The following is a 24,768-nucleotide window of genomic DNA, read 5'->3' as shown; positions in this document are numbered from 1 at the left end:
AACCGGCGTTTTCCCAGCCCAGTCATCCAAACGTCAGGACGACCACAGGAATACCGCTCGATTGCCTGGACCCGAACGAGAAAGCGAGGGCCTAGGCGTCGCGCTTCTCTTTGATCTTGGCCTTTTTGCCGCGGAGACCGCGCAGGTAGTACAGCTTGGCGCGACGCACGTCGCCGCGCGTGACGACCTCGATGTGGTCGATGATCGGGGAGTGCACCGGGAAGGTACGCTCGACGCCGACCTGGAAGCTGACCTTGCGAACGCAGAATGTCTCGCGGATGCCTTCGCCCGAGCGGCCGATGACGACGCCCTGGAAGACCTGCACGCGCGAACGCGTACCTTCGATGATGTTCACGTGGACGCGAACGGTGTCACCGGCGCGGAAGTCGGGAACGTCGCTCCGCAGTGAGGCCGCGTCGACGCTGTCGAGAATGTGCATGGTGTATCGCTCTCTGTAACCGCCACAGGTCGACTACGTTCTAGAGGCCCAGTGGGGGCCAGTCAGTGGAGTGGTGTGCGATCGTAACTGCAGGACTCCCCTGTGGCAGAGTCTGGCGGCGGCACAATCGAACAGTCTGCCATGAGAACGCATGATTCCGCAAAGACATCGGCCGTACACCCGGTTGCTTCAGGCGACGGGATGCCGCATTGCTACTTCTGGGCGGTGCGGCCGGTCTCGATGACGATGTACTCGCCCTCGGCCAGGGGTTCGCGGGCCATCTGGGGCGAAGCTCCCATTTGCGCGGCGTACTGGAACGAGTCGAACACGCCCTGCACCCTCTGGCGGGTCTCGCGAACGAGCTGGTAGATCGCCGCCCAGAAGGCACCGAGGCCGAGCAGCACCGCAGCGACCGCGACCAGCGAGGCAGCCGGGGTGAAGAAGCCCAGAACGATGATCGAGACGTGCCAGAGAGCGACCATCATGACATCCAGCCACGACAGCGTCTTCGTCGCCCGAACACCCTTGCGCGCCCAGATGAGAACACCGACGGCTGCCATCGCCAGCGCCAGAACGCCGCACGCGAGCATCACGAGGAGAAACTGCCAGACCTGGCCGCCGAAGACCGACCATCCGATCAGCACCCAGAGGGGCAGCAGAACGACGGCAGCAACCTGCCAGTAGAAGAAGGCCCGACGTACGAACATGGCTCAAGAGTACGGCGAGTAGCCTAGGCGGAGTCTCACGGCCAGAAGAAAACACAGGCAAGTCAAAGGAACCACCATGATCGAGCTCCGAACGCCCGCCGAAATCGAGCAGATGCGGCCAGCCGGCGCCTTCGTGGGCGACGTGCTCACAGAACTCGCGGCGCGCGCCGCCGTGGGCGTGAACCTGCTGAAGCTCGATGCGATCGCGCACGAGATGATCCGGGCGCGCGGCGCCGAGTCCTGCTACATCACCTATCATCCGTCGTTCGGAGCGAGCCCGTTCGGCAAGGTGCTCTGCACCTCGGTGAACGACGGCGTTCTGCACGGCCTCCCCCATGACTACCGCCTGCGCGACGGCGACATGGTGTCGCTCGACTTCGCGGCCTCCGTCGACGGCTGGGTCGCCGACTCGGCCGTCACCGTGATCGTCGGTACGCCGAGGCCCCAGGATGTCCGGCTCATCGACACCACGACGCGCGCCCTCGCGGCGGGCATCGCTGCCGCACAGCCCGGCGGGCGTGTGGGCGACATCTCGGCCGCCATCGCCGCCGTCGCCCTGGCCGACGGATACTCGATCAACACCGACTTCGGGGGTCACGGTGTCGGCCGCACCATGCACGGAGACCCGCACATTCCGAACAACGGCCGGCCGGGCCGGGGCGTTCACCTCGACCCCGGGCTCGTCATCGCCATCGAACCGTGGTTTCTCGAGAGCACCGACAGAATCGTGACCGATCGCGACGGCTGGACCCTGCGGAGCGCTGACGGCTCACGCGGGGCCCACATGGAGCACACCGTCGCCATCACCCCCGACGGCCCCCTCGTTCTGAGCGCCCGCGCCTGACCGCGCCCGGCCCCGCCGCCGCACCGGTTGGGCAGCCTACGCGATGCTGATGTACCGGTCGAAATCTCGACCGTGTCGTCGTCCAGCGACTGCCGCACCTCTCGGATGACCCGGGGCCGGTTGTCGTCCCAGGGCGGAAACCCCAGGAACTCGAACAGTGCGGTCTCTGCCCGGTCATCGCCCGCATCGATGCTGGCGAGCAGGGAGACGACGGTTTCGACGAGAGCGCTGTGCTCCATCAGCAGTCGACCCAGCGGAGGGCATCGGGGAACGGGTGCCCGAAGACCGCTGCATTCTCGAAGTGTCGCTGGGCGAGACCGAGGTCACAGGCCACGCCTTCTCCGTCCAGGTAGCGGAGGGCCAGGGAATACTCGATCGCGGCAAGACTCCGGCCGGCCGCCGGATCAGCTTGCGCGAACTCGATGAGTGCCTGCTCGGCGCACGGCGACCCGCGGTCTTCGGCCACGAGCAGAGTCGTGAGCGAGGTCGAGAAATCAGGGCGTGAGTTCATCCCTGAACATTCGCATTCCTCAACTCTCGAACAAGCGTCTGAGCAGCTACTCGGGCGGCAGAAGGTCGGGTCGAACCCGGCGCGTGCGCTCGAGCTGGGCCTCACGCCGCCATGTCGCGATCGCCCCGTGGTTGCCCCCGATGAGCACCGGCGGAACCTCGTGCCCGCGCCACGTCGAGGGCTTCGTGTAGCTCGGGTACTCCAGCAGCCCGTCTTCGTGAGACTCTTCGACGAGGCTCTCCGGGTTGCCGATGACGCCCGGGATGAGCCGCCCGACCGCCTCGATCATGGCCATCACAGCGACCTCGCCGCCGTTGAGGACATAGTCGCCCAGGCTCACCAGCCGAACGGATGCCCGGCTGCCGGCGTACTCGAAGACCCTCTGGTCGATACCCTCGTAACGCCCGCAGCCGAAGACGAGATGCTCCGCGCCGCTCAGTTCGCGCGCCATCGCCTGCGTGAACACCTCCCCCGCCGGGGAGGGGAAGATGACCATCGGGGAACCCTCGACGCCGCCCGCGACATCCGGAACCGCCTCGCCGAGGATCGCGTCGAGCGCCTCGCCCCACGGCTCCGGCTTCATCACCATACCGGCGCCACCGCCGTAGGGCTTGTCGTCGACGGTGCGGTGCCGGTCGTGGGTGTAGTCACGCAGCTGGTGGACGGTCACATCGAGGATGCCGTCTTCACGCGCCCGCCCGAGCAGCGAGATGTCGAGCGCATCGAAGAACTCGGGGAAGATCGTGACGATGTCGATTCGCATCGGAGAACCCTGGCGGGCGGCCCTATTTCGCCGGCTCGGCGTCGTGCGCATCGTCAGACCCGGCGTCGCGCGCGTCGTCAGCCTCGGCCTCACCGTCACCGTCGTCGTCAGCGTCGGCCGTGGCCTCAACCTCTCCCGGAGCTTCAGTGATCGCGGCCGCGTCGTCGTCGTCAGACGACGGCAGCTCCTCGAAGAGCCCGGGGGGCGGTGTGACCGTGATGGTGCCGCCCGCAACATCCACCTCCGAGACGATCGCCTTGACGAACGGAACCAGCACTTCGCCCGAAACGGTCGACACGTGCAACAGGTCCTGGGCGGCGAGGTGATCGATCTGCGTCATGGTTCCGATACGCACACCATCCCGAATGACGGCCAGGCCGACGAGCTGGTGGTCGAACCACGCGTCTTCTTCGTCGGTGGTCTCGCTGAGGTCGTGGTCGATCCAGAGGATCGCCTTCGCCAGCGACTCGGCCGCCGTGCGATCGGGCACGCCCACGAAGAAGCCGACCGGATGCCCGTTGTACCAGCGCAGTTCAGCCAGTTCGAGGGTCTTTCCGTGCCACGGCGAGGTGCTGGGCACCTGCAGCGTGAACACCGAGCCCGGAACGAAGCGTCGTTCCGGGTCGTCGGTGAACAGTTCGAGTTTGATCGCGCCCTTCAGCCCGTGGGCCTTCGTGAGGCGACCGACTCTCAGTTGCGTCTCGTTCCTAGAAATCTGTATCAACCACGTCGACGCGCACGCGCTTGCCATCGGCAAGGGCGGCGACCAGGGTGCGCAGCGCTTTCGCGGTGCGACCCGAACGGCCGATCACGCGGCCGAGGTCGTCGGGGTTCACACGAACCTCGAGAACCTCGCCGCGTGGAGAGTTCTTCGCCACGACGCGCACATCGCCCGGATTGTCGACAATCCCTTTGACGAGGTGCTCGAGTGCTGGTGCGAGCAAGACTTACGCCTCGGTCGTCGCAGCGTCGTCGGCCGGGGCCGACTCGTCGGCAGCGGGGGCGGCAGCGACGGGTGCCGCGGGGGCCTCAGCCTTGGGGCGGAGCACAGGCTTCTTCTTCTCGTCGGCGACGAAGGCCTCTTTCGGTGCCTTGACGCGAACGGTCGACACCGACGTCGCGGCATCTTTCTTGAAGATTCCCCAGTCACCGGTGAGCTTCAGCAGCGCAGCGACCTGCTCGGTCGGCTGAGCGCCGACGCCGAGCCAGTACTGTGCCCGGTCGCTCTCGATCTCGATGAGCGAGGGCTCCTCGGTCGGGTGGTACTTGCCGATCTCCTCGATGACACGGCCGTCACGCTTGGTGCGCGAGTCGGCGACGACAATACGGTAGTACGGAGCGCGGATCTTGCCCATGCGCTTCAGACGGATTTTTACAGCCACAATTCTCCTGGGTAATTTGTATGGGGCGAACTGCCGGCCGTGAGCGTGGGGAAGCACACTCGGCCAAGAAGAAGTTCTAAGGTTCTGCGCGACGCCTGATTAGAGGGTCGGGCGGGGGCAGACTCGACTGACCATTCTGTCAGAAAAATAGGCCATAGAGTAATCAGACCGCGAAATCCCACCGGGAATGTGCCGGGACATGCCCCGCACCGGCGAAGACCAGACAGAGGAACGTTCATGGAGATCACCTTTGCTCAGTCCGAGCGCTCCACTCTCGGCATCGAATGGGAGATCGCGCTGGTCGAGAAGACGTCGGGCGACCTGGTGTCGGTGGCCGGCGAGGTGCTGGAGGAGCTCCGTCAGAGCGACGGCTCCGAGCATCCGCAGATCACGGGCGAACTCCTCCTCAACACCGTCGAGTTGGTGACGAAAGTGCACAGATCGGTTCCGGATGCTGTGGCCGACCTTCTGGGCATGTTGGATGAAGTGCGGGCCATCACCGACCCGCTCGACGTGGAGTTGATGTGCGCAGGAAGTCACCCGTTCGCCCAGTGGTTCGACCAGCAGGTCACCGACAACGAGCGCTACCACCGGCTGGTCGACCGCACCCAGTGGTGGGGGCGCAACATGCTCATCTGGGGAATCCACGTGCACGTGGGCATCGAGAGCCGCGCCAAGGTGCTCCCCCTGCTCGACGGGCTGCTCACGTACTACCCGCACCTTCAGGCGCTGAGCGCCTCGAGCCCGTTCTGGGGCGGGGTCAACACGGGGTACGCCTCGAACCGGGCACTGATGTTCCAGCAGCTGCCGACGGCCGGGCTGCCCTACCAGTTCGCGAGCTGGGAGAAGTACGAGGAGTACGTCGCCGACATGATGACCACGGGCATCATCGACGACCACACCGAGGTGCGATGGGACATCCGACCCTCACCGAAGTGGGGAACGGTCGAGATGCGGGCGTGCGACGGACTGTCGACGCCGCAGGAGATCGGGGCCGTGGCCGCGCTCATCCAGTGCCTCGTCGACCAGATGAGCGACAGGCTCGATGCGGGTGAGGAGCTCACGACGCTGCAACCGTGGTTCGTTCGCGAGAACAAGTGGCGCGCTGCGCGCTACGGGCTCGATGCGGAGATCATCCTGAACCGGGCGGGCGACGAGCGGCTGGTGACCGACGACATCCGTGAGCTGCTGGTGACCCTGGCGCCGACGGCTGAGAGACTCGGATGCTCGGCGGAGCTGTCGCAGGTGAACCTCATCCTCGACCGGGGCGCGAGCTACCAGCGCCAGTTGCGTGTCGCCGAGCAGAACGGCGGCAGCCTGCAGGCGGTGGTCTCCTCGCTGACCCACGAACTGCGGCACGGCCTCAGCGCCTGACCCGCCCTCGCCAAGCCCGGGCGGCGAACGCGGGGCAGCGAACGCGGAGCGGTGAATGCGGGGCAGTGAACGCGGGGCGGCGAATGCGGAGCGGTGAATGCGGCGGCGGGGGCTAGGCGTTCTTGGCGTCGCGCCAGGCCAGCAGGTCGCGCACGGGCGCCACATCGAGGCCCGGGCCCGTGATGCCGAGGGTGAAGAGGGTAGCGCCGAGGGCGTGCTGCGCCTCGAGGGCGTCGGTGTCGGCGTTTCCGATCCCCGCACGCACGCTCGCCCCGGTCGAGATCTCGATCCGTGAGAAGTCACGACCGATCTCCTCGCAGTGCCCGCGCAGAATACCGAGCTTGCGTTCGAGCGTCTCGGTGTCGGCGAAGCTGTGCCAGATGTCGGCGTGCTTCGCCACGATGCGCAGCGTCTTCTTCTCGCCGCCGCCGCCGATCAACACGGGGATCTTGCGCGTGGGGGCGGGGTTCAGCACCGACCAGCGCGATTCGATGCGCGGCATGGCGTCGGCCAGGGCATCCAGTCGCTGCCCGACCGTGCCGAATTCGTAGCCGTACTCGTCGTAGTCCCGCTCGAACCAGCCTGACCCGATGCCGAAGACGAGCCGGCCCTCGGCACCGTTCTTGGCACTGATGTGGTCGACCGTGCGGGCCATGTCGGCCAGCAGGTCGGGGTTGCGGTAGGTGTTGCACGTGACGAGCGGGCCGAATTCGATCGTCGTGGTCTGCTCGGCCCAGGCCGCGAGCATGCTCCAACCCTCGAAGTGCGTACCCGCCGGGTCACCCGACAGCGGAAAGAAGTGATCCCAGTTGAACGCGACGTCGACCCCGAGCTCCTCGAGCGTGGTGAGGGTGTCGCGGATCTCGGTGTAGCTGGAGTGCTGCGGGGCGATCTGCACGCCGATGCGCACCGGGCGGAGGGTCGAAGAGGTCATGGCTGAATCCTACGACCGCGTGGCAGATTCAGGATGCGGGTGTGGCTCAATGGCGGGCTCGGGCACCCGCTCAGGATGCCCGGCAGCGGCTCAGCGCCGCAGGAACTTCTGCAGCGACTCGAGCTCCTTCTCCGACGGGCCGCCCGCAGGGGCCTCCCCGCGACCGCCGCCGAGGCCGAACCCCGTACCGGCGGGCGCCGGAGTGCCGCCGCCCGCGCCCGGCACCTTCTCTCCCGACAGGATCGCGGCGTTCTCCGTGGCACGCTTCGCCGGATTGCCTGACTTCGAGCCCTTCTTCTTCGGCGGCTGCTGACGCCCCCGGCCCCCGCCGAACGCGGCACCCGGCATCGGGCCCATCCCCGGAATCTGCGGAACGCCGCCCTTGGCCACGGTCTTCATCATCTTCGAGGCCTGCTCGAAGCGCTGCACCAGCTGGTTCACGTCGGTCACCGTCATACCCGAACCGCGCGCGATGCGTACGCGGCGCGACCCGTTCAGCAGCTTGGGGTTCGTCCGCTCGGCCTTGGTCATCGACTGGATGATCGCCTCGGTGCGCACGATCTCGCGCTCGTCGAAGTTGTTCAGCTGCTCTTTCATCGCGCCGGCGCCCGGAAGCATGCCGATCATCTTCTTGAGCGACCCGGCGCCCCGCAGCTGCTGCATCTGCCCGAGGAAGTCGTCGAGGGTGAACGAATCGGTGCGGAACTTCTCCGCGACCTTCGCCGCCTCCTCTTCGTCGAACGCGCCCTGCGCCTGCTCGATGAGGGTGAGAATGTCGCCGAGGTCGAGGATCCGGGATGCCATGCGGTCGGGGTGGAACGGTTCGAAGTCGTCGAGCGACTCACCGGTCGAAGCGAAGATGATCGGGCGACCCGTGACGGAGGCGACGGACAGCGCTGCACCACCGCGAGCATCACCGTCGAGCTTGGTGAGCACGACACCGGTGAAGTCGACACCGGCCTGGAACGCCTTGGCGGTGGCCACGGCATCCTGGCCGATCATCGCGTCGATGACGAACAGAACCTCGTCGGGATCGACGGCCTTACGGATGTCGGCGGCCTGCTTCATCATGTCGGCGTCGACACCCAGTCGGCCGGCCGTGTCGACGATGACCACGTCGTACTGCTTGTCGATGGCCCACTTGATGCTGTCTTTCGCGACCCGCACCGGGTTGCCGACACCGTTGCCGGGCTGCGGCGCATACACCGCGACACCGGCCTGGCGGGCGACGACCTCGAGCTGCTGCACCGCGTTCGGGCGCTGGAGGTCGGCCGCGACGAGCAGCGGCGTGTGCTGCTGCTTCGCGAGCCATTTCGCCAGCTTGCCGGCGAGCGTGGTCTTGCCCGCACCCTGGAGGCCAGCGAGCATGATGACGGTCGGCGGCTTCTTCGCGAACTGGATCTGCCTGGCCTCACCGCCGAGGATGGTGATGAGTTCTTCGTTGACGATCTGAACGACCTGCTGCGCCGGGTTCAACGCCCGGTTGACCTCGCCGCCGAGGGCGCGTTCGCGCACCCTCCCCGTGAACTCCTTCACCACGTCGAGCGCGACGTCGGCGTCGAGCAGGGCGCGGCGGATCTCGCGAACGGTGGTGTCGACATCCGCCGGGCTCAGTTTGCCTTTGGTGCGGAGGTTTCTGAACGTCTCCGCCAAGCGGTCAGACAGGTTTCCAAAAGTTGCCATGGTGAACCCAATCTTAACGCGTCAGAGGGTGCGGTGCTCTCAGCCGATCAGGTTCTGTACGAAGACGTGCGGGGTGAAACCGGTGAGGTCGTTGATACCCTCGCCCTGGCCGATCAGCTTGATCGGGATGCCGGTGCGCTCCTGCACGGCGAGAACGAAGCCGGCCTTGGCCGACCCGTCGAGTTTCGTCAGCACCAGCCCCGTCACGCCGGCGTGCTCGATGAAGGCCTCCGCCTGCAGCAGCCCGTTCTGCCCAGTGGTGGCGTCGAGCACGAGCAGCACCTCGGCAACCGGCGCCTGCTTCTCGATGACGCGCCGGATCTTCGTCAGCTCATCCATCAGCCCGCCCTTGGTCTGCAGGCGCCCGGCGGTGTCGATGATCGCGATCTCGATGTTGTTGCGCTTCGCGTAGTCGACGGTCTGAAAGGCGACGGACGCCGGATCCTGCCCCTCCTGCTGCGGCCGCACGATGTGCGCGCCGGCCCGTTCGGCCCAGGTCGCGACCTGCTCGACCGCGGCGGCGCGAAAGGTGTCAGCCGCTCCGACCACGACGGTGCGGTTGTAGTTGGCGAGGAACTTCGCGAACTTCCCGATGGTGGTGGTCTTGCCGACACCATTCACTCCGACAACCAGGACGATCGCGGGCCGCTCGGTGAGTTTGAGGGTCGAGTCGAGCGTGGAGAAGCGTTCCTCGAGGGTCTCGCGCAGCATCCGCTGCAGGTCTTTCGGGTCGGTCGTGTTGTACCGGGCGACCTTGGCGCGCAGGTCGCCGACGATCTGGTCGGTGACATCGATGCCGAAGTCGCCGGTGATCAGGGCGGTCTCGAGGTCGTCCCACGTTTCATCGTCGATGGTTCGCTTCGCGAACATGCCGCGAAGGGCACCGGAAAGCGACCAGGGAGTTCGTTCAGCCATGGGTCCAGACTATTCGCCGGCGGGTATTGTCGGAGCCGCCGGCGACGGCACCCGCGTGTCATCTTCGTGGGTGATTGACGCGGCCTGTCGAAAGGTTCAGGCTGGGGATATCCGGAAAGGGGGCACTGATGCCCGCTGCACGTACTGCATACGACTACTTCCCCATCGTCTTCTCCGTGGCCGCCGTCATCGTGGCCGTCAGCATTGTCATCGCGATCATCCTGGTCGCGCGCCAGCACCGCAGCGCGAGATCGGCCGATCGCGAGCCGATGCTTTCGTATCTCGATACGTCGGCACCCGCTCACGCGAGCACCCAGCTCGGGGCGGAGAGCACCGAGGAGCGGCTCCGCGAACTCGACGAACTCGACCATCGCCGCGCGATCTCGCCCGAAGAGTACGTGCGTGCCCGCTCGAAGGCGTTGGACGGCAACGGGGCCTAACCCGTCAGGTCGCGACGCTGACCCGCTGCCCGATGACGGCCGAAACGCCGTCCTGGCGCATCGAGACGCCGTAGAGGGCATCGGCTATCTCCATCGTGCGCTTCTGGTGCGTGATGACGATCAGCTGCGAGGTCTGCCGCAGGTCTTCGAAGATCGTCAACAGACGCCCCAGGTTGGCGTCGTCGAGCGCCGCTTCGACCTCGTCCATGATGTAGAACGGGCTGGGCCGGGCCTTGAAGATGGCGATCAGCAGCGCGACGGCAGCAAGCGACCGCTCGCCGCCCGAGAGCAGCGACAGCCGCTCGATCTTCTTGCCCGCCGGTTTCACCGACACCTCGACGCCGGTCGTGAGCAGGTCGTCGGGGTTCGTGAGTGAGATACTGCCCGTTCCGCCGGGAAAGAGCACAGGAAACACCTCGGCGAAGGCGTCACGAGTGTCGGTGAAGGCGCTCTCGAAGATGAACTTCATCTTGTCGTCGATCTCGTCGATGATCGTCAGCAGGTCTTTTCTCGTGTTCGTGAGGTCGGTGAGCTGCTCCGTGAGGAATCTGTGGCGCTGCTCCAGCGCCTCGAACTCCTCGAGCGCCAGCGGGTTGACCCGCCCGAGCTCGGTCAGCATTCGTTCGTACTTCGCGAGCCGACGCTTCTGATCGTCTCGGTCGAACGGGATGCCCTGCGGCGCGTTCGCGTTCGCGTCGGAGGAGCGCGCATCGGAGGAGCGCGCGTCGGCTGGGCCCCGCCCGGCTGCCTCAGCCCCCGCGCCCTCCACCGGAACCAGCTCCTCGGGCCCGTACTCCGCGACGAGATCCGCCTCGATGAGCCCGAGCTCCGACCCCACCCGCTCCAGCACGCTCGAGAGGTGCAGCTTCTTCTCGTAGATCTGCAGCTCGAGGCCGTGCACATTCTCGGTGATGCCCTGCAACCGCTCGCGCAGAACCGCCTCCTCGCGGCGCAGCTCCCCCAGCTCGGCGTTCTGCTCGGCGCGCTCGGCTTCCCGCCGGGCCAGCTCGAGCCGCGCCGTCGCAACGGAACGGTCGACGGAGTCCAGCACTTCGGGCAGGCTCCCGACGACGGCGGTGGCCCGGTCGACCTGGCGACGCCGCAGCACCTCACGGCGCGCAGCCTCCTCTGCGGCGGCGCGCTCAGCGGTCAGCTGCCTCTCGAGGGCCTGCACGCGAGCCTGTTCGCCTCTCACGCGCTCGCGCACCGTCTCGAGCTGCAGCCGGGCATCCAACTCGCCCTCGCGGGCTGCTTCGACCGCGCCCAGCAGATCGTCGCGCGAGCTGACGTCGAGAATCGGGCGCGGGCGCGACCGTGCCGCGTCGAGTTCGGCGCGGGCCTTCTCAGCAGCGGCCAGGGCGGTGGCGACGGTCTCGCCGGCGAGCGCCCGGCTGCGGTCGAGGCGGTCGTACTCGCCCTGGCTCGCGTCGACCTGCGCCCGGAGCCGCGAAAGCCGCTCGGTCTGGGCCGCCAGCCGGGAGTCGAACTCACGGAGCGCGGCGAGCGCCGCCTGGGACTGCTGCTTGGCGTTCTGCAGAATGCCTCGCTGCTCGGCCAGCGCGAACTTCGCCCGGTCGATGTCGGCCGTGACGACCTCGAGGCGAGCGGCAGCGGAGTCGCGCTCGGCCACCAGCTCCAGCCGGGACCGCTTGGCGCCCGACCCGCCGCGCAGCACGTACTCGGTGAGCACGTCGCCGACGCGCGTGATGACGGTGAGCGGCGGGGTCGGCCGGCCCGGGCTGTCGGACGCCAGGCTCCGGATGCTCGGCCACGCCGCTCGCGCAGCATCGAGGTCGTCGGCGATGAGGGTCGCCGCGAGCAGCGCATGCACCCCCTCGGGCGCGGTCACGACCTCCCCCGCGAACCTCAGCCCGTCGCCCGCGAACGCCTTGGCGCTGCCTGTTCCGGAGCCCCCGCCCCGCGCCACGATCACCTCGACGCGGCCCATGTCGCCCTCACGGGCCCGTGCCAGGGCCGCGAACGCGTCATCCGTCGTCTCGGCCAGCACGCCGTCGGCGAGTGAACCGAGCGCCGCCGCGATCGCCACCTCGAACCCCGGTTCGACCTGCACGTGGTCGGCGACCAGGCCGCGCACCCCCGCGACTCCGGATGCCGCGAGCTCGCTCGACCCGTCTTTCTGCCCGAGCGCCATCGAGAGGGCACTGGTCTTCGCCGCCAGGGCGTCGCGCTCACGCTCGTGCGTGTGCAGTGCATCCCGAAGCTGTTCGATCCCGCCCTCGGCCTCGAAGACCGCCGCCTGCGCGAATTCGTAGATCTCGTCGAGGTTGGTCTCGCCGGCATCCGCGGTCGCGGCCTGCGCCTCGAGCGCCGTGAACTCGATCTGCAGGGCTTCACGGCGGAGGGCCGCGGCGTCGAGCGCGTTCGCCTGCCGGAGGTCTTCACCCCGCACGGCTGCGAGCCGGGAGTTCGCGGATTCGAGCTGCCCCGTCAACTTCGAGATCTCGAGATCGTGCCGCGAGACAAGCGCGCTCTGTGCGGCGATCTGCTCGTCGGCCGCATCCAGTGCCAGCCGGGCCGCTCGGGTGAGCTGCTGCGCCGTCGCGAACGCCTGCTCGGCCACGACCACGTCGCCGGTCAGCCGCACCACCTCGTCACGGGGAGCGGCGACCATCGTCGGAGTGACGCCCGGCCCGGTCTCGCGGCCGCCGGGCTCGGAGCCGAGCAGCGCCAGACGCTGGTTCGCGAGCGTATAGAGGCCGCGCAGGCGCTCCTGCACCGATTCGAGCCCGAACGCGGTGCGTCGGGCGAGGTCGACGGCGTCGCCGTCCTGTGCCTCGACGATGCGGCCGAGTCGCAGCTGGTTCTGCTCGAGCCGCTCCTGCAGAACGATCCGCTCGGTGCGGCGCTCGTTCTCGGTGCGCGAATGGTCGTCGAGGGCCGTTCGGAGGGTGACGACCTCGTCGGCGAGCAGGCGTGCCCGGGCATCCCGCACCACGGAGGCGATCGACTGGGCCTCCTTCGCCACCTCGGCCTGGCGACCGAGCGGTTTGAGCTGCCGGCGCAGCTCACCCGCCAGGTCGCTCAGCCGGGTCAGGTTCGCCTGCATCGCCTCGAGCTTGCGCTCGGTCTTCTCCTTGCGGCGACGGTGCTTCAGGATGCCCGCGGCCTCCTCGATGAAACCGCGTCGCCCCTCGGGGGTGGCGTGCAGCACCGCGTCGAGCTGGCCCTGCCCGACGATCACGTGCATCTCGCGGCCGAGCCCGGAGTCGCTCAGCAGCTCCTGCACGTCGAGCAGGCGGCAGGAGTCTCCGTTGATCGCGTACTCGCTGCCCCCGTTGCGGAACAGCGTGCGCCCGATCGTGACCTCGGAGTAGTCGATCGGCAGGGCGCCGTCGGAGTTGTCGATCGTCAGCACGACCTCGGCGCGGCCGAGCGGACCCCGGGTGGAGGTGCCGGCGAAGATGACGTCCTCCATCTTGCCGCCGCGCAGGGTCTTGACGCCCTGTTCGCCCATGACCCAGGCGAGGGCGTCGACGACGTTGCTCTTGCCCGACCCGTTGGGGCCGACCACGCAGGTGACGCCGGTCTCGAAGGCGAACGTGGTGGGCTGGGCGAACGACTTGAAACCCTTGAGGGTGAGGCTCTTGAGGTACAACGCCCACCCTTCCCGGTCGTCGATGGCGGCGCTTTCGCGTGTTGGTCTACGCTACCCAATCGGATGCCCCGCCCCGCGGTGCCGCGCCCGCGAGGGCGCCGCACCGCGGGCGCGTACCGCTTCTGGCCACCCACGCGCTCAGTCGACCCAGGTCAGCGGAGCTGACGCGGCGGGCACCTCCCCGAGCCGACTCCGCACGTACTCGCAGAGCGCGAGCCCCACCTCCTCCTTCAGCTTCGGAACCGGGAAGTACGGTCCAGCGATCCTCGCCCGGTACGAACCGAAGTGAGCCGCAACACCGCGTTCGACAGACCCGTCGGGTTGTTCGGACTCATACGACTCGAGGTGGTCTGCCAGCTGGGCGATGAGCGCCCCGTTCCCCACCGCTCCGACCTCGGTGAACGTCTCAGCGATCTCCCGAGCCCGCGCAGGGGGGCGGGTTGGGGGGCGGCGGTAAACTCGGGGGATGGCACGCACCTCCCTCGTCGAGCTCGGGCCCGAGTTGGATGAACGGGAACTCAGCCGCTACTCCCGGCAGCTCCGGATGCCGCAGATCGGCCTCGAGGGGCAGCGACGGCTGAAGGGCGCGAGGGTTCTGGTGCTCGGGGCGGGCGGCCTCGGATCGCCCATCCTGCTCTACCTCGCCGCAGCGGGAGTCGGAACGCTGGGAATCGTCGACGACGACACCGTCGACGAGTCGAACCTGCAGCGGCAGATCATCCACTCGTCGACCGCGCTCGGCACCGCCAAGGCTCGGTCCGCGCGGGCGGCCATCGCCGAACTGAACCCTCTCGTGGCGGTCGAGCTGCACGAGACCCGGCTCGAGGCGGGCAACGCGGCGGGTCTCTTCTCGTCCTACGACCTCGTCATCGACGCAACCGACAACTTCGCGACCCGCTACCTGGCGAACGACACGGCGGCGGCCCTCGGAATGCCCTACGTCTGGGGCTCGGTGCTGCGCTTCGACGGGCAGCTGTCGACGTTCTGGCGCCGCCCGGGGGCGGGTGACGCCGGAGTTTTCCGGGACGCAACAGGTGCGAGTGGCGGGCTCACCCTGCGCGATCTCTTCCCCGTCGAGATCGCGGACGATGCGGCCGAGTCGTGCTCGGAGGCGGGCGTGCTGGGTCCGCTCTGCGGAGCCGTCGGATCGGCCATGGCGACGGAGGCGATGAAGCTCCTGGTCGGGTTCGGCGTGCCGTTGTTCGGGCGCATCCTGGTGATCGATGCGCTGGAGGGCAGCTACACCGAGGTGCCCTTCGCGGCGGCATCCACCACCACGCCACCGGCTGTCACGCCGCCCACCAACGCCGCGCCACACATCGCCACCGCACCACATATCGCCACCGCGCCGACGCGACGCGCCGCGTCGCTCGGGGTCACCGAGCTCCGGGCGCGACTGGATGCCCGGGCATCCGGTGCCGACGACTTCGTGCTGGTCGACGTACGGGAGCCCTGGGAGCGGGAGCTGGCCGGCATCGACGGGTCGGTGCTCGTGCCGCTGGCGTCGCTGCTGTCGGAAGCGGCAGCCGAGGTACTGCCGAAGACCGAAGAGATTCTCGTGCACTGCCATCACGACACACGGTCGCAGTACGCCCGTGACGTGATGCTCCAGTCGGGGTGGGAGAACGTGACGTTCGTCGAAGGCGGCATCGAGGCGTGGTCGCTCGGGATCGACCCCGACGTTCCTCGCTACTGAGCCGACGCACCCGCACCCCACCGAACCCGCACGCCCGCCGTCGCCCCGCCCTACTTCCGCGCGCCCCCCGCGATTCCCATCGCAGCGCGCACCAGGTCGGCGTTGGTATATGCCATCGACCCGTCGGGAAGCGTGAACGTGTCTTCGAAGCCGACTCGCACGTCGATTCCCCGCCGCACCGCGTCTTCGAGCAGCACCCACGTCGCCTCGCCGTCACCGTGCTGCAGCCGCGGCACCTCCACACCGCCGCGGTCGAGGATCTCGTGGATCGTTCCAACGATCTCCAGCGCCTTGGGAGTGTCGAGTTCGACAGGCTCCACCAGGATGCGCGCCAGCGACCCGACGACGTCGCTTCGAACCAGCACCTCGGCGTCGTCGACCGTCCAGACGCCGGCCTCGATGTCGATGCCGAGGATCGACAGGCGCCGCATGACCTCGAACGCCCCTTCTTCGGCCACATTGACCGACGCGAAGTCGGGAACCTTCCAGCCGGAGACGTTGGCGAGTCGCCGGGCGATGCTCCCCTCGATCCAGGCACCGGTGCCGACCCCCACCGGGTAGGGCTGGCTGCTCTTCACCGCCGCCACGACGGTGTCGATGACGTCGGCCGCGAGGGTCTCGACGCCCGCCTCCGTGCGCGGGTGCACGTGGAACGACCGCGCGCCCGCCGCGGCACACTCGGCCGCACTGGCCGCCAGCTCAGCACCGGTGATGGGGAGCGCGGGATGGTCGTCTTTCGTGAAGGGACCGTTGAGGCTTGCCTGGATCATCTGGGCGCCAGTTTAGCCACCGGCGAACGGCGGCAGGACGTCGAGCTGGTCCGCGTCTCTGAGAAGATGTGCACGATCGGTGGTGGCGACGCCGTTGACCAGAAAGGTGCTTCTGCCGAGAACGGGATGCCCGCCCAGGCCGGCCTCGCCCAGGAGTGCGTCGATCGTGCTTCCGTCGCCCACCTCGCACACCTCCTCGGCCACGCCCGCCGCTGCCTTCGCTGCGGCGAAGTACCGCACGCGCACGCCTACCCTCGAGCGACCGTCGGCGCCTTCCGTGACGGCCTGGGAACGCGCATCCATCTCAGCCACCGATGGCGCTCATCGGGCGGGCGGGCTGCTCGAAGCCGGCGGAGTTCATGCTGTGGCCCGAGGGCTTTGCCCACATCGCCCGTCGCCAGAGGTCGGCCACCTCGGCGTCGCTCGCACCGGCGCGCATCGGCCCGAGCAGATCGGTCTCGACATGCGAGAAGAGGCAGCTCCGAACGCCGCCCTCAGCCGTGAGGCGGGTTCGGCGGCAGTCGGCACAGAAGGCCTCGGTGACCGAGGCGATGATGCCCACCTTCCCGAGAACCGGGTCTTCGACGGATGCGCCCCGGTGCTTCACCACGTACAACTCCGCGGGGGCGCCGTCGCGCGCCACGGTATCGGGCGTCAGGTCGAACCGTTCGGAGAGCCGGCGCCGAATCTCGCCGGCGGTGATCATCACGTCGCGATCCCAGATGTGGTCGGCGTCGAGCGGCATCTGCTCGATGAACCGCAACTCGTGCCCGCCCGCGAGCGCCCACTCGAGGAGGTCGGGGCCGTGCGTGTCGTTCACGCCGGGAATGAGCACCGCGTTGATCTTCGTGTGACGGGTGCCCGCCGCCGCCAGCGCATCGATACCCTTCAGCACCCGCTCGAGGAACGGGCGGCGGGTGATGATGGCGAAGGTCTCGGGGCAGATCGTGTCGAGGGAGACGTTGACGCGGTCGAGCCCGGCGTCCGCCAGGGCCTGGGCGCGACCGGTGAGGCCGATGGCGTTGGTGGTCAGCGAGATCTCGGGCCGGGCATCCAGGGCGGCCACATCGCGGATGATCTCGACCAGGTCTTTGCGAAGCAGCGGCTCGCCCCCGGTGAAACGGATCTGCCGCACCCCCAGCTGCCCGGTCGCCAGGCGCGCGAGCCGTACGATCTCGTCGCGCTGCATGAGCTTCGACGCCGGCTGGAACGGGAGACCCTCCGCCGGCATGCAGTAGGTGCAGCGCAGGTTGCACCGGTCGGTCAGCGAGATGCGGAGGTCGGTCGCCGTTCTCCCGTAGGTGTCGAGCAGGCCCGGAACGTGCGGGCGCGGCTGTGCGGGCGCGGATTCTTCGCCCGACGCGGTGCCGGGTGCGAGCCTCAGCTGCGGAACACCCAACATGACGGTCATCCCCCAATCCTAGAAGCGCCAGCGGGGCCCGAGGGCCCTCGCGCGCATATTGTCGACTCCGGCAGTGGGCATGTCGGTGGAGTGCGGCAGGATGGACGTGTGAACCGCCGTCCGATAGAAGAACACCGCGCTGCCGTCGAACGCCTGCTCGCGCCGCTCGCCGACAACCGGCCGAGTGAGCGTCTCGTCGTCTCGCCCCAGCGCATGGCGGCGCGCCCCGGCGAGTACCGCGGTCGCGTGCTCGCCACCGAGGTGGTGTCGCCCACCGACCTGCCGGCGTTCGACAACTCCCAGATGGACGGCTATGCCGTCTCGTGGTTCGATCTCGTCACAGCGTCGCCCGAGCATCCGGTCACCGTCTCCGTGGCCGCCCAGATCGCGGCGGGCGACGGCGGGTCGCCCCTCATCGCGGGCACGGCCGCGCCGATCATGACCGGCGCACCGGTGCCGGTGGGAGCCGATGCGGTGGTGCCGATCGAGCAGGCGCTGCCTCCGGTGTTCCCCGACCAGGCGCTGGTCGACGGCGGGCCCGACCAGCAGCCCGACCTCATTCTCGGCAACGGAGTGAGCGACGGGTCGGTACGGCCCTCGGCCCAGGATGCTGCGACCAGCGGTTCAGGCGCACAGAGCACCGCCACCGGCAGAGCTGACGTGCCCGGCGCCCCGGAGTCGGCGGCGGCCGCGCCGTCGGCGGCCGTCGGCGACGCGACCGACGTGCCCGCCCCTGACGCGCCACGCGACGGCCACCCGGGCGGCCCCACGGTCGCGTTCACCTCACCCGTGACGCCGGGGGCGTTCATCCGTCGTGCCGGCAGCGACGTTGCGGCAGGCGCGGTTCTCCTGCCTGTCGGCACCACGCTCGGGCCGGCCCAGTTCGGCGTCATCGCCGGCACCGGGCTCACCGAGGTGGAGGTGGTCAGGCGCCTGCGGGTGCTGCTCGTGTCGACGGGGCACGAGATCCGCGACCCCGGTACGGCGCTCACCGAGGGCCAGATCTTCGACGCCAACAGCATCGCGCTGAGCAGCGCCCTCCTCGACGCGGGCTGCGAGGTGACAGCGGTCGCCTGCCGCTCGGATGACGCTCCGGTGCTTCTGGGCATCCTGAACCAGCACGGGCCGGCGGCAGACCTCATCATCACGGTCGGCGGGGTGAGCGCCGGCGCGCGTGAGGTCGTTCGCGACGCCCTGGCCCCGCTCGGGGTCGAGTTCAGCACGATCGCGATGCAGCCGGGTGGGCCACAGGGGTTCGGGCTGGCCGTGATTCCGTCGTCGGCGCCGAGCACCCCTCTCACCCGCCCGACGCTCTGCCTGCCGGGCAATCCCGTGAGTGCACTCATCTCGTTCGAGATGTTTGTGCGCCCGGTGCTGCGCAGGCTCTCCGCGTTCGAACCCGCCGAGCGGGTGCGCGAGGTCGCGATGCTGTCCGAAGCCGCCGACTCCCCTCCCGGCATCTACCAGGTGCGCCGTGGCTTCGTCGGCGACGACGGAACGGTCGCGCTCGTCGGTGGGCCGAGTTCGCACCTGCTGCACTCCTACGCGTCGTCGAATGCGCTGGTGCACCTGCCCGTCGAGGTCGAACACCTCGATGCGGGCGATCCCGTGATGGTGTGGAGGATCGATGAGTGACGAACAGGTCGCGCCCGACGGCCCCGACGCTCTCACCCATGTGACACCCGACGGCGCCGTGCTCATGGTCGACGTCAGCGACAAGGCGATCACGAAACGGCAGGCCCACGCCGAGGCGACGCTGAACACGCGCCCCGACGTCATCGCGATGCTGGTCGCCGGTTCGCTGCCCAAGGGCGAGGCCCTGGCGACGGCCCGCATCGCCGGCATCATGGGCGCCAAGCAGACCTCCAGCCTCATCCCGCTCTGCCATCCCCTGCCCCTGTCCGGTGCCACCGTCGATTTCACAGCCGAGACCGGGCGGGTGATCATCCGCACCATGGTGAAGACCACCGGCGTCACCGGGGTCGAAATGGAGGCGCTGACCGCAGCCTCGATCGCGGCGTTGACGCTCTACGACATGATCAAAGCGGTCGACCGGCACGCGAGCATCACCGACATCCGCGTGGTCTCCAAGAGCGGCGGCAAGAGCGGCGACTGGGTCCGTCCGGTGGGGTCGGATGCTGCAACCGCACCCGCTCGGCCCGGGGACGCCGGCGCATGACCGCAGAGCGCAGCGGATCGGTTCGCATCCTCATCGTGTCGACCCGAGCGTCGGCCGGTGTGTACGACGACGTGACCGGTCCGCTCATCGAGACCTGGGCGACGAATCGCCGGTGGTCGGTGCCCGAGCGCCTCGTCGTCGCCGACGGTCCCGAGGTGGGGAGTACCCTCGCCCGCATGATCGCGCTGGGGCCCGACCTCATTGTGACCAGCGGTGGCACCGGCATCCACCCCAGCGACCGCACCCCCGACCACACCCGCGACCTGCTCGACTATGAGATCCCCGGATTCTCGGAGGAGCTTCGCCGCCGCGGTGGTACGAAGGTGGCGAGTGCGTTGCTCTCCCGAGGAATCGCCGGCGTCGCGGGCTCGACCATCGTCGTCAATCTGCCCGGATCGAGCGGCGGAGTGAAAGACGGCCTCGGCCTGCTCGACGAGATCCTCGACCACATGGTCGACCAAGTGCACGGAGGCGATCATCGACGCATCGACTGACTCCCCAGACCCGGCGCCCACAGGCCCGGCCGCGCCCACAGGCCCAGCCGCCGCATCGCCCGAGCCCGCCATCCCGGCCCCCGGTAGCCCGACGGCGCCGGTGAGGGGAGGGTTCGACGTCGACGAACGCAGCGCTTCGGGCCGGGTCGCCTTCGCCGAGGTCAGCGCCTCCCCCCTCTTCGTGGAGTGGTGCGTCGACGCTGTCGCCTCCGACAGCGCCGGTGCGGTCGTGACCTTCAGCGGCGTCGTTCGCGACCACGACGACGGGCGGAGCGTCGCCCGCCTGAGCTACACCGGGCATCCATCGGCCGGCGATGTCATCCGCCAGGTGGCCGACGACATCGCGGCCGCTCACCCGGGCGTCCGTCTCGCCGTGGCGCACCGCATCGGAGACCTCGCAATCGGCGATGTCGCGCTGGCCTGCGCCGTCGCATCCGCCCATCGCGGCGTCGCCTTCGCGGCCTGCGCGGCGCTGGTCGACGAGGTGAAGGCGCGCGTGCCCATCTGGAAGGAGCAGTTCTTCGAGGGCGGCACCTCGGAGTGGGTCGGCTCGATCGGCTGACATCCCCGCCCCCCTTCGCCCGCGGCATGCGCGCCGGTTCGGAGCATCCGCGTGCCCGTTTACACATTCGTCATCTGCATGCTGTTCACTGAAGCCGGGGCAGCACAACCGGCGCGCAGAGCCTCATGCTCCGGCGATCGAACCCCTCAACCCCGTGAAAGGTCGGCGTGGATCTCAACACCGTCACCGAAGTGCACCTCGCCCGTGACCGCGCCGATCTGCGGGCACTCGGTGAGAGCGTCGCTGCGGTCGCCGGCGGATCCGCCCTCTACGGCGAACCCCAGCACCACCTGACCGCGCTCGTCGACCTCACCACCATGGGCTGGCCCGCACTCACCCGCACCGACGATGGCCTCGAGATCGCCGCCACCTGCACCCTCGCCGAACTCTCACAGATCCCCGCGCAGCCCGGCTGGGCCGCCCACCACGCGTTCTTCGACTGCTGCACCGCGCTCTACGGCTCCTTCAAGGTCTGGAACGTCGCCACCGTCGGCGGCAACCTCTGCGCCGCCCTCCCCGCCGGCCCGATGACCTCTCTCACGGCCGCCCTCGACGGCGAGGCCCTCGTCTGGCGCGCCGATGGCAGCGACGAACGGATGCCCGTGGCCGCGTTCATCACGGGCAACAAGACCACGGCGCTGAACCCCGGCGACGTTCTGCGTTCGATCACCCTGCCTGAGGATTCCCTGCTCTCCCGTGTCGCCTACCGGAAGATCGCCCTGTCACCGCTCGGCCGCTCCGGCGCGGTGCTGCTCGGCCGGCTCGCCCCCGGCGGCGCCTTCGTACTGACCGTCACCGGCGGCACCGTGCGGCCGATCCAGCTGCGTTACGAGACCCGCCCGCCCGCTGCCACCCTCCGGAGCGACGTGCTCGCCATCAGCGAATGGTTCACTGACGCACACGGGGCCGCCGACTGGCGCCGCGCCGTCAGCGCCCTGCTGGCCGAGGAGATCCGGGAGGAGCTCTCATGAACGCCACCGAGATTCGCGAGGAGCCCGCATGAGGTTCGACGTCAACGGCCGTCCGCTCGAGGTCACCCCGCGCCCGGGCCAATCCCTCCGCACCCTCCTTCGCGACACCTCGCACTTCGAGGTCAAGAAGGGCTGCGACACCGGCGACTGCGGGGCCTGCTCCGTGCTCGTCGACGGCACCCCCATCCACTCCTGCGTGTTCCCCGCCCACCGCGTGGAGGGCCGTGACGTCACCACCGTCGCCGGGCTCGGCACCCCCGACGACCTCCACCCCGTGCAGCAGCAGTTCGTGAACGCGGCCGGCTTCCAGTGCGGCTACTGCACCGCCGGCATGGTGGTCACCGCCTCGACCCTGACCGACGCCGACCCCGCCGACCTGCCCCGCCTCATGAAGGGCAACCTCTGCCGGTGCACCGGCTACCGAGCGATCAACGATGCCCTGCATGGCGTCTCGAACATCGCCAACCCCGGCTGCTCCGCCCGCGCGGCCGCGTCGGGCTCCCCCTGCTCGGCACACGCGGGCTCCGGATGCCCGTCCCGCTCCGCCTCGGCCGACACCGCACCCCCCGCCGTGCCCGGCACAGCCACCCGCGAACCCGTGACCGGCGCCACCGCCCTCCTCGCCGACACCGCGGCCGCGGCGGCCGCCGGAACCGCCGACGCCCCCACCGACACCGGCCGCACGGCGCCGACCACGATCATCCGCTCGGTCGGAACCTCCGTCAGAGCCCCCGCCGGCACCGACATCGTCACCGGCCGAGAGCGCTACACCCTCGACCTCGCCGTGCCCGGCCTGCTGTACCTCGTCGTGCTGCGGAGCCCCCACCCGCACGCCCGCATCACCTCGATCGATACGGCAGCAGCCCGGGCCCTCGACGGCGTGGCGGCCGTCTTCACCCACGAGAACGTTCCCACCACCCTCTTCTCCACCGCACGCCACCAGAACCGCACCGAGGACCCCGACGACACGCGCATCCTCGACAGCGTCGTCAGGTTTCGCGGCCAGCGCGTGGCCGTCGTCGTGGCCGAGTCGATCGCGATCGCCGAGGAGGCCTGCCGCCTTCTCGACGTGACCTACGAGGTTCTGTCTGCGAACTTCGACCCGGCCCGCGCACAGCTGCCGGGCATCCCGCCCCTGCACGCCGACAAAGACGCGGCCGCCTCCCGCATCGCCGACCCCACCCGCAATCTCGTCGCCGAGCTGCACGGCGAGTACGGCGACCTCGCCCAGGGCCTCGACGACGCCGACGTCACGGTGAGCGGCACCTGGCAGACCGCTCGCATCTCCGCCAGCGCCCTCGAGACCCACGCCACCGTCGGCTGGCTCGACGACGACGGCCGACTCGTGCTGCGCACCAGCTCGCAGGTACCGTTCCTGGTGCAGAACGAGATCGCGCGCATCTTCGACCTCGACCTCGAGAAGATCCGCGTCTTCACGACCCGCGTCGGCGGCGGCTTCGGCGGCAAACAGGAGATCCAGACCGAAGACCTCGTAACCCTCGCCGTGCTGGCGACCGGCCGCCCCGTTCAGTATGAGATGACGCGCACCGACGAGCTCACCGTCGTGCCCTGCCGCCACCCGATGACGACCAGCGTCACCCTCGGCGCCACCCGCGACGGGCGCCTCACCGCCATGCACGTCACCGTCCTGAGCGACACCGGAGCCTACGGAAACCACGGCCCCGGCACCATGTTCCACGGCTGCGCCGAGTCGGTCAGCCTCTACAACTCCCCCAACAAGCGCGTCGACGCGGAGGCTGTCTACACGAACAACATGCCCTCGGGCGCCTTTCGCGGCTACGGTCTGGGGCAGGTCATCTTCGGTATCGAGTCGGCGATGGATGACCTCGCCATCGCCCTGGGCATGAACCCCTTCGACCTGCGGCGCCTCAATGCGGTCGGTCCGAACGATCCCCTCGTCATCACCCACGTCGAGGGCGACGACCTCGTCTTCGGCGGGAGCTACGGTCTCGACCAGGTGCTCGATCTGGCACAGTCGGCTCTCGCCAGGGGAAACGGTGTTGCCGCACCGGAGGGCGACGAATGGAAGGTCGGCGAGGGCATGGCGACCGCGATGATCGCCACGATTCCGCCGCGCGGGCACTTCGCGACAAGCTCCGTCACCCTCGGGCTCGACGGCGTCTACACGCTGAGCGTCGGCACGGCCGAGTTCGGCAACGGCACGACCACCGTGCACTCGCAGCTGGCCGCGACCGCCCTCAACACCGAGCCCGGTTCGCTGGTCATCCGCCAGTCCGACACCGACGTCGTGCCCTACGACACCGGCGCCTTCGGCTCGGCGGGAACCGTCGTGGCCGGCAAGGCCGTACTCGCCGCGGCCACAGCCCTCGCGCTGAAGCTCCGCGAGGCCGCTGCCGCCCTGACAGGCACGGCAGCAGCCGAATGGATGCTCGAATCCGAGGGCCTGCGTTCTGGTGGGCGTTTCGTACCCCTCACCGAGGTGGCGGCCTCGGGCGCGCACGCAGAGAACATGGCCGCGACCTCCCCGGACGACGGGCTCACCGCCACCTCTGAACCCGGCACCGTGACCATCCCCGGGGGCCGCGCCCGCGTCCTCGCCACCGCCTTCGGGATCACCGCCACGGGCGAACACGACGGGGCGCAGCGCTCGCTAGCGTTCAACGTGCACGCGTTCCGGGTGGGAGTGCACACCGGCACGGGTGAGATCCGCATCCTCCAGTCGGTCCATGCCGTCGACGCCGGCTTCGTCATCAACCCCGAACAGTGCCGCGGCCAGATCGAGGGCGGAGTCGCCCAGGGGCTCGGAACCGCGATGTTCGAAGAACTCCTCATCGGCGAAGACGGCGAAGCGCTCACCTCGGTGCTGCGCAACTACCATCTGCCCTCGATCGCCGACCTCCCGGTCACCGAGGTCTATTTCGCCGAGACCACCGACGGACTCGGCCCCTTCGGCGCCAAGTCGATGAGCGAGTCGCCCTACAATCCCGTGCCGGCCGCCCTGGCCAATGCCGTGCGCGACGCCATCGGCGTGCGTCCCCACGAACTCCCGATCTCGCGCGACCGGGTCTGGCGCCTGTTGCACGGCTGACGCCGCACCCCACCTA

General features: G+C 69.0%; 25 protein-coding genes. 10 read left to right on the top strand and 15 right to left on the bottom strand.

Translation table 11 applies throughout. The features are described from left to right. Positions 1–91: 91 nt before the first annotated feature. Together rplS and B7R24_RS04880 are read right to left on the bottom strand one after the other, a co-directional pair. Positions 92–439: a 50S ribosomal protein L19 gene (gene rplS, locus B7R24_RS04885; protein WP_116417863.1), complete on the bottom strand. Its 348-nt coding sequence runs from the start codon at positions 437–439 to the stop codon at positions 92–94. Between the two features lie 212 nt (positions 440–651). Continuing rightward, positions 652–1,146 carry an MFS transporter gene (locus B7R24_RS04880; protein ID WP_116417862.1) on the bottom strand — a complete coding sequence of 165 codons (495 nt, stop codon included), beginning with the start codon at positions 1,144–1,146 and terminating at the stop codon, positions 652–654. 76 nt (positions 1,147–1,222) lie between these two features. Here B7R24_RS04880 and map point away from each other — a divergent pair, with 76 nt between their 5' ends. After that, positions 1,223–1,990 (top strand): type I methionyl aminopeptidase, encoded by a 768-nt coding sequence (gene map / locus B7R24_RS04875; protein ID WP_116417861.1) that lies wholly within the window; start codon positions 1,223–1,225, stop codon positions 1,988–1,990. Positions 1,991–2,228: 238 nt separating this feature from the next. Here map and B7R24_RS04870 read toward each other — a convergent pair whose 3' ends face one another. Genes B7R24_RS04870 through rpsP form a run of 5 tightly spaced genes read right to left on the bottom strand, consistent with a single transcriptional unit; the run spans position 2,229 to position 4,646 of the window. Continuing rightward, a complete protein-coding gene (locus B7R24_RS04870; RefSeq protein WP_116417860.1) occupies positions 2,229–2,501 on the bottom strand; it encodes a hypothetical protein in 273 nt (90 codons plus the stop codon). A 46-nt stretch (positions 2,502–2,547) separates the two neighbouring features. Beyond that, positions 2,548–3,264: a tRNA (guanosine(37)-N1)-methyltransferase TrmD gene (trmD, locus tag B7R24_RS04865; protein WP_116417859.1), complete on the bottom strand. Its 717-nt coding sequence runs from the start codon at positions 3,262–3,264 to the stop codon at positions 2,548–2,550. A gap of 22 nt (positions 3,265–3,286) precedes the next feature. Continuing rightward, complete coding sequence (rimM, locus tag B7R24_RS04860; RefSeq protein WP_116417858.1) at positions 3,287–4,015, bottom strand: ribosome maturation factor RimM; 729 nt, start codon at positions 4,013–4,015, stop codon at positions 3,287–3,289. Further along, a complete protein-coding gene (locus B7R24_RS04855) occupies positions 3,972–4,208 on the bottom strand; it encodes an RNA-binding protein (protein WP_116414116.1) in 237 nt (78 codons plus the stop codon). Before B7R24_RS04855 ends, rimM begins: the two co-directional genes overlap by 44 nt. 3 nt (positions 4,209–4,211) lie before the next feature. Beyond that, on the bottom strand, positions 4,212–4,646 hold the full coding sequence (gene rpsP / locus B7R24_RS04850; RefSeq protein ID WP_116417857.1) for a 30S ribosomal protein S16: 435 nt from the start codon (positions 4,644–4,646) through the stop codon (positions 4,212–4,214). A 237-nt stretch (positions 4,647–4,883) separates the two neighbouring features. Between rpsP and B7R24_RS04845 the strand changes: the two genes are divergently transcribed. Further along, positions 4,884–6,020, top strand: coding sequence for a glutamate--cysteine ligase (locus tag B7R24_RS04845; protein WP_116417856.1), 1,137 nt, complete (start codon positions 4,884–4,886; stop codon positions 6,018–6,020). A gap of 112 nt (positions 6,021–6,132) precedes the next feature. Here B7R24_RS04845 and B7R24_RS04840 read toward each other — a convergent pair whose 3' ends face one another. The 3 genes from B7R24_RS04840 to ftsY all read right to left on the bottom strand — a co-directional run bounded on the left by B7R24_RS04840 (position 6,133) and on the right by ftsY (position 9,552). Further along, entirely contained in the window at positions 6,133–6,954 is an 822-nt protein-coding gene (locus tag B7R24_RS04840; protein WP_116417855.1) for an LLM class F420-dependent oxidoreductase, read from the bottom strand. A 90-nt stretch (positions 6,955–7,044) separates the two neighbouring features. Next, entirely contained in the window at positions 7,045–8,637 is a 1,593-nt protein-coding gene (gene ffh, locus B7R24_RS04835) for a signal recognition particle protein (protein WP_116417854.1), read from the bottom strand. A gap of 39 nt (positions 8,638–8,676) precedes the next feature. Then, on the bottom strand, positions 8,677–9,552 hold the full coding sequence (gene ftsY, locus B7R24_RS04830) for a signal recognition particle-docking protein FtsY (protein ID WP_116417853.1): 876 nt from the start codon (positions 9,550–9,552) through the stop codon (positions 8,677–8,679). A 128-nt stretch (positions 9,553–9,680) separates the two neighbouring features. Between ftsY and B7R24_RS04825 the strand changes: the two genes are divergently transcribed. Continuing rightward, on the top strand, positions 9,681–9,992 hold the full coding sequence (locus B7R24_RS04825; protein ID WP_116417852.1) for a hypothetical protein: 312 nt from the start codon (positions 9,681–9,683) through the stop codon (positions 9,990–9,992). Positions 9,993–9,996: 4 nt separating this feature from the next. Here B7R24_RS04825 and smc read toward each other — a convergent pair whose 3' ends face one another. Then, complete coding sequence (gene smc / locus B7R24_RS04820) at positions 9,997–13,608, bottom strand: chromosome segregation protein SMC (RefSeq protein WP_116417851.1); 3,612 nt, start codon at positions 13,606–13,608, stop codon at positions 9,997–9,999. A gap of 138 nt (positions 13,609–13,746) precedes the next feature. Further along, positions 13,747–13,992, bottom strand: coding sequence for a hypothetical protein (locus B7R24_RS04815; RefSeq protein WP_116417850.1), 246 nt, complete (start codon positions 13,990–13,992; stop codon positions 13,747–13,749). 82 nt (positions 13,993–14,074) lie between these two features. Between B7R24_RS04815 and B7R24_RS04810 the strand changes: the two genes are divergently transcribed. Continuing rightward, complete coding sequence (locus B7R24_RS04810) at positions 14,075–15,304, top strand: ThiF family adenylyltransferase (RefSeq protein WP_116417849.1); 1,230 nt, start codon at positions 14,075–14,077, stop codon at positions 15,302–15,304. 50 nt (positions 15,305–15,354) lie between these two features. On the opposite strand, the gene B7R24_RS04805 is transcribed toward B7R24_RS04810, so the two are convergent. The 3 genes from B7R24_RS04805 to moaA are packed head-to-tail and all read right to left on the bottom strand — an operon-like array spanning position 15,355 to position 17,476. Further along, complete coding sequence (locus tag B7R24_RS04805; RefSeq protein ID WP_116417848.1) at positions 15,355–16,074, bottom strand: 3-keto-5-aminohexanoate cleavage protein; 720 nt, start codon at positions 16,072–16,074, stop codon at positions 15,355–15,357. Positions 16,075–16,086: 12 nt separating this feature from the next. Beyond that, complete coding sequence (locus B7R24_RS04800) at positions 16,087–16,377, bottom strand: MoaD/ThiS family protein (RefSeq protein WP_116417847.1); 291 nt, start codon at positions 16,375–16,377, stop codon at positions 16,087–16,089. Position 16,378: 1 nt separating this feature from the next. Continuing rightward, positions 16,379–17,476 carry a GTP 3',8-cyclase MoaA gene (gene moaA, locus B7R24_RS04795; protein WP_253259285.1) on the bottom strand — a complete coding sequence of 366 codons (1,098 nt, stop codon included), beginning with the start codon at positions 17,474–17,476 and terminating at the stop codon, positions 16,379–16,381. Positions 17,477–17,584: 108 nt separating this feature from the next. On the opposite strand from moaA, the gene B7R24_RS04790 reads away from it, so the two are divergent. The 6 genes from B7R24_RS04790 (at position 17,585) to B7R24_RS04765 (ending at position 24,752) form a co-directional block, all read left to right on the top strand. Next, positions 17,585–19,111 carry a molybdopterin molybdotransferase MoeA gene (locus B7R24_RS04790; RefSeq protein ID WP_172582709.1) on the top strand — a complete coding sequence of 509 codons (1,527 nt, stop codon included), beginning with the start codon at positions 17,585–17,587 and terminating at the stop codon, positions 19,109–19,111. Beyond that, positions 19,104–19,655 carry a cyclic pyranopterin monophosphate synthase MoaC gene (gene moaC, locus B7R24_RS04785; RefSeq protein WP_116417844.1) on the top strand — a complete coding sequence of 184 codons (552 nt, stop codon included), beginning with the start codon at positions 19,104–19,106 and terminating at the stop codon, positions 19,653–19,655. The genes B7R24_RS04790 and moaC overlap by 8 nt, the downstream gene beginning before the upstream one ends. Continuing rightward, positions 19,652–20,149: a MogA/MoaB family molybdenum cofactor biosynthesis protein gene (locus B7R24_RS04780; RefSeq protein ID WP_116417843.1), complete on the top strand. Its 498-nt coding sequence runs from the start codon at positions 19,652–19,654 to the stop codon at positions 20,147–20,149. The genes moaC and B7R24_RS04780 overlap by 4 nt, the downstream gene beginning before the upstream one ends. A 100-nt stretch (positions 20,150–20,249) precedes the next feature. Then, the gene (locus B7R24_RS04775) at positions 20,250–20,711 is read left to right on the top strand and encodes a molybdenum cofactor biosynthesis protein MoaE (RefSeq protein WP_216363617.1); all 462 of its coding nucleotides are present in this window, start codon (positions 20,250–20,252) and stop codon (positions 20,709–20,711) included. A gap of 167 nt (positions 20,712–20,878) precedes the next feature. Then, the gene (locus B7R24_RS04770) at positions 20,879–21,682 is read left to right on the top strand and encodes an FAD binding domain-containing protein (RefSeq protein ID WP_116417841.1); all 804 of its coding nucleotides are present in this window, start codon (positions 20,879–20,881) and stop codon (positions 21,680–21,682) included. A 28-nt stretch (positions 21,683–21,710) separates the two neighbouring features. Then, the gene (locus B7R24_RS04765) at positions 21,711–24,752 is read left to right on the top strand and encodes a molybdopterin-dependent oxidoreductase (RefSeq protein ID WP_116417840.1); all 3,042 of its coding nucleotides are present in this window, start codon (positions 21,711–21,713) and stop codon (positions 24,750–24,752) included. Positions 24,753–24,768: the final 16 nt, after the last annotated feature.

The sequence above is a fragment of the Subtercola boreus genome (assembly GCF_003399645.1).
Taxonomy (GTDB): domain Bacteria; phylum Actinomycetota; class Actinomycetes; order Actinomycetales; family Microbacteriaceae; genus Subtercola; species Subtercola boreus_A.
Note: the sequence above shows the minus strand (reverse complement) of the source record. Positions and strands in the feature narration are given on the sequence as shown.

Bases quoted from the DNA above. Each gene is read 5' to 3' on its own strand.
- rplS (WP_116417863.1), bottom strand. From the start codon at position 439: ATGCACATTCTCGACAGCGTCGACGCGGCCTCACTGCGGAGCGACGTT.
- B7R24_RS04880 (WP_116417862.1), bottom strand. From the start codon at position 1,146: ATGTTCGTACGTCGGGCCTTCTTCTACTGGCAGGTTGCTGCCGTCGTT.
- map (WP_116417861.1), top strand. From the start codon at position 1,223: ATGATCGAGCTCCGAACGCCCGCCGAAATCGAGCAGATGCGGCCAGCC.
- B7R24_RS04870 (WP_116417860.1), bottom strand. From the start codon at position 2,501: ATGAACTCACGCCCTGATTTCTCGACCTCGCTCACGACTCTGCTCGTG.
- trmD (WP_116417859.1), bottom strand. From the start codon at position 3,264: ATGCGAATCGACATCGTCACGATCTTCCCCGAGTTCTTCGATGCGCTC.
- rimM (WP_116417858.1), bottom strand. From the start codon at position 4,015: ATGGCAAGCGCGTGCGCGTCGACGTGGTTGATACAGATTTCTAGGAAC.
- B7R24_RS04845 (WP_116417856.1), top strand. From the start codon at position 4,884: ATGGAGATCACCTTTGCTCAGTCCGAGCGCTCCACTCTCGGCATCGAA.
- B7R24_RS04840 (WP_116417855.1), bottom strand. From the start codon at position 6,954: ATGACCTCTTCGACCCTCCGCCCGGTGCGCATCGGCGTGCAGATCGCC.
- ffh (WP_116417854.1), bottom strand. From the start codon at position 8,637: ATGGCAACTTTTGGAAACCTGTCTGACCGCTTGGCGGAGACGTTCAGA.
- ftsY (WP_116417853.1), bottom strand. From the start codon at position 9,552: ATGGCTGAACGAACTCCCTGGTCGCTTTCCGGTGCCCTTCGCGGCATG.
- B7R24_RS04825 (WP_116417852.1), top strand. From the start codon at position 9,681: ATGCCCGCTGCACGTACTGCATACGACTACTTCCCCATCGTCTTCTCC.
- B7R24_RS04810 (WP_116417849.1), top strand. From the start codon at position 14,075: ATGGCACGCACCTCCCTCGTCGAGCTCGGGCCCGAGTTGGATGAACGG.
- B7R24_RS04805 (WP_116417848.1), bottom strand. From the start codon at position 16,074: ATGATCCAGGCAAGCCTCAACGGTCCCTTCACGAAAGACGACCATCCC.
- B7R24_RS04800 (WP_116417847.1), bottom strand. From the start codon at position 16,377: ATGGATGCGCGTTCCCAGGCCGTCACGGAAGGCGCCGACGGTCGCTCG.
- moaA (WP_253259285.1), bottom strand. From the start codon at position 17,476: ATGTTGGGTGTTCCGCAGCTGAGGCTCGCACCCGGCACCGCGTCGGGC.
- moaC (WP_116417844.1), top strand. From the start codon at position 19,104: ATGAGTGACGAACAGGTCGCGCCCGACGGCCCCGACGCTCTCACCCAT.
- B7R24_RS04780 (WP_116417843.1), top strand. From the start codon at position 19,652: ATGACCGCAGAGCGCAGCGGATCGGTTCGCATCCTCATCGTGTCGACC.
- B7R24_RS04765 (WP_116417840.1), top strand. From the start codon at position 21,711: ATGAGGTTCGACGTCAACGGCCGTCCGCTCGAGGTCACCCCGCGCCCG.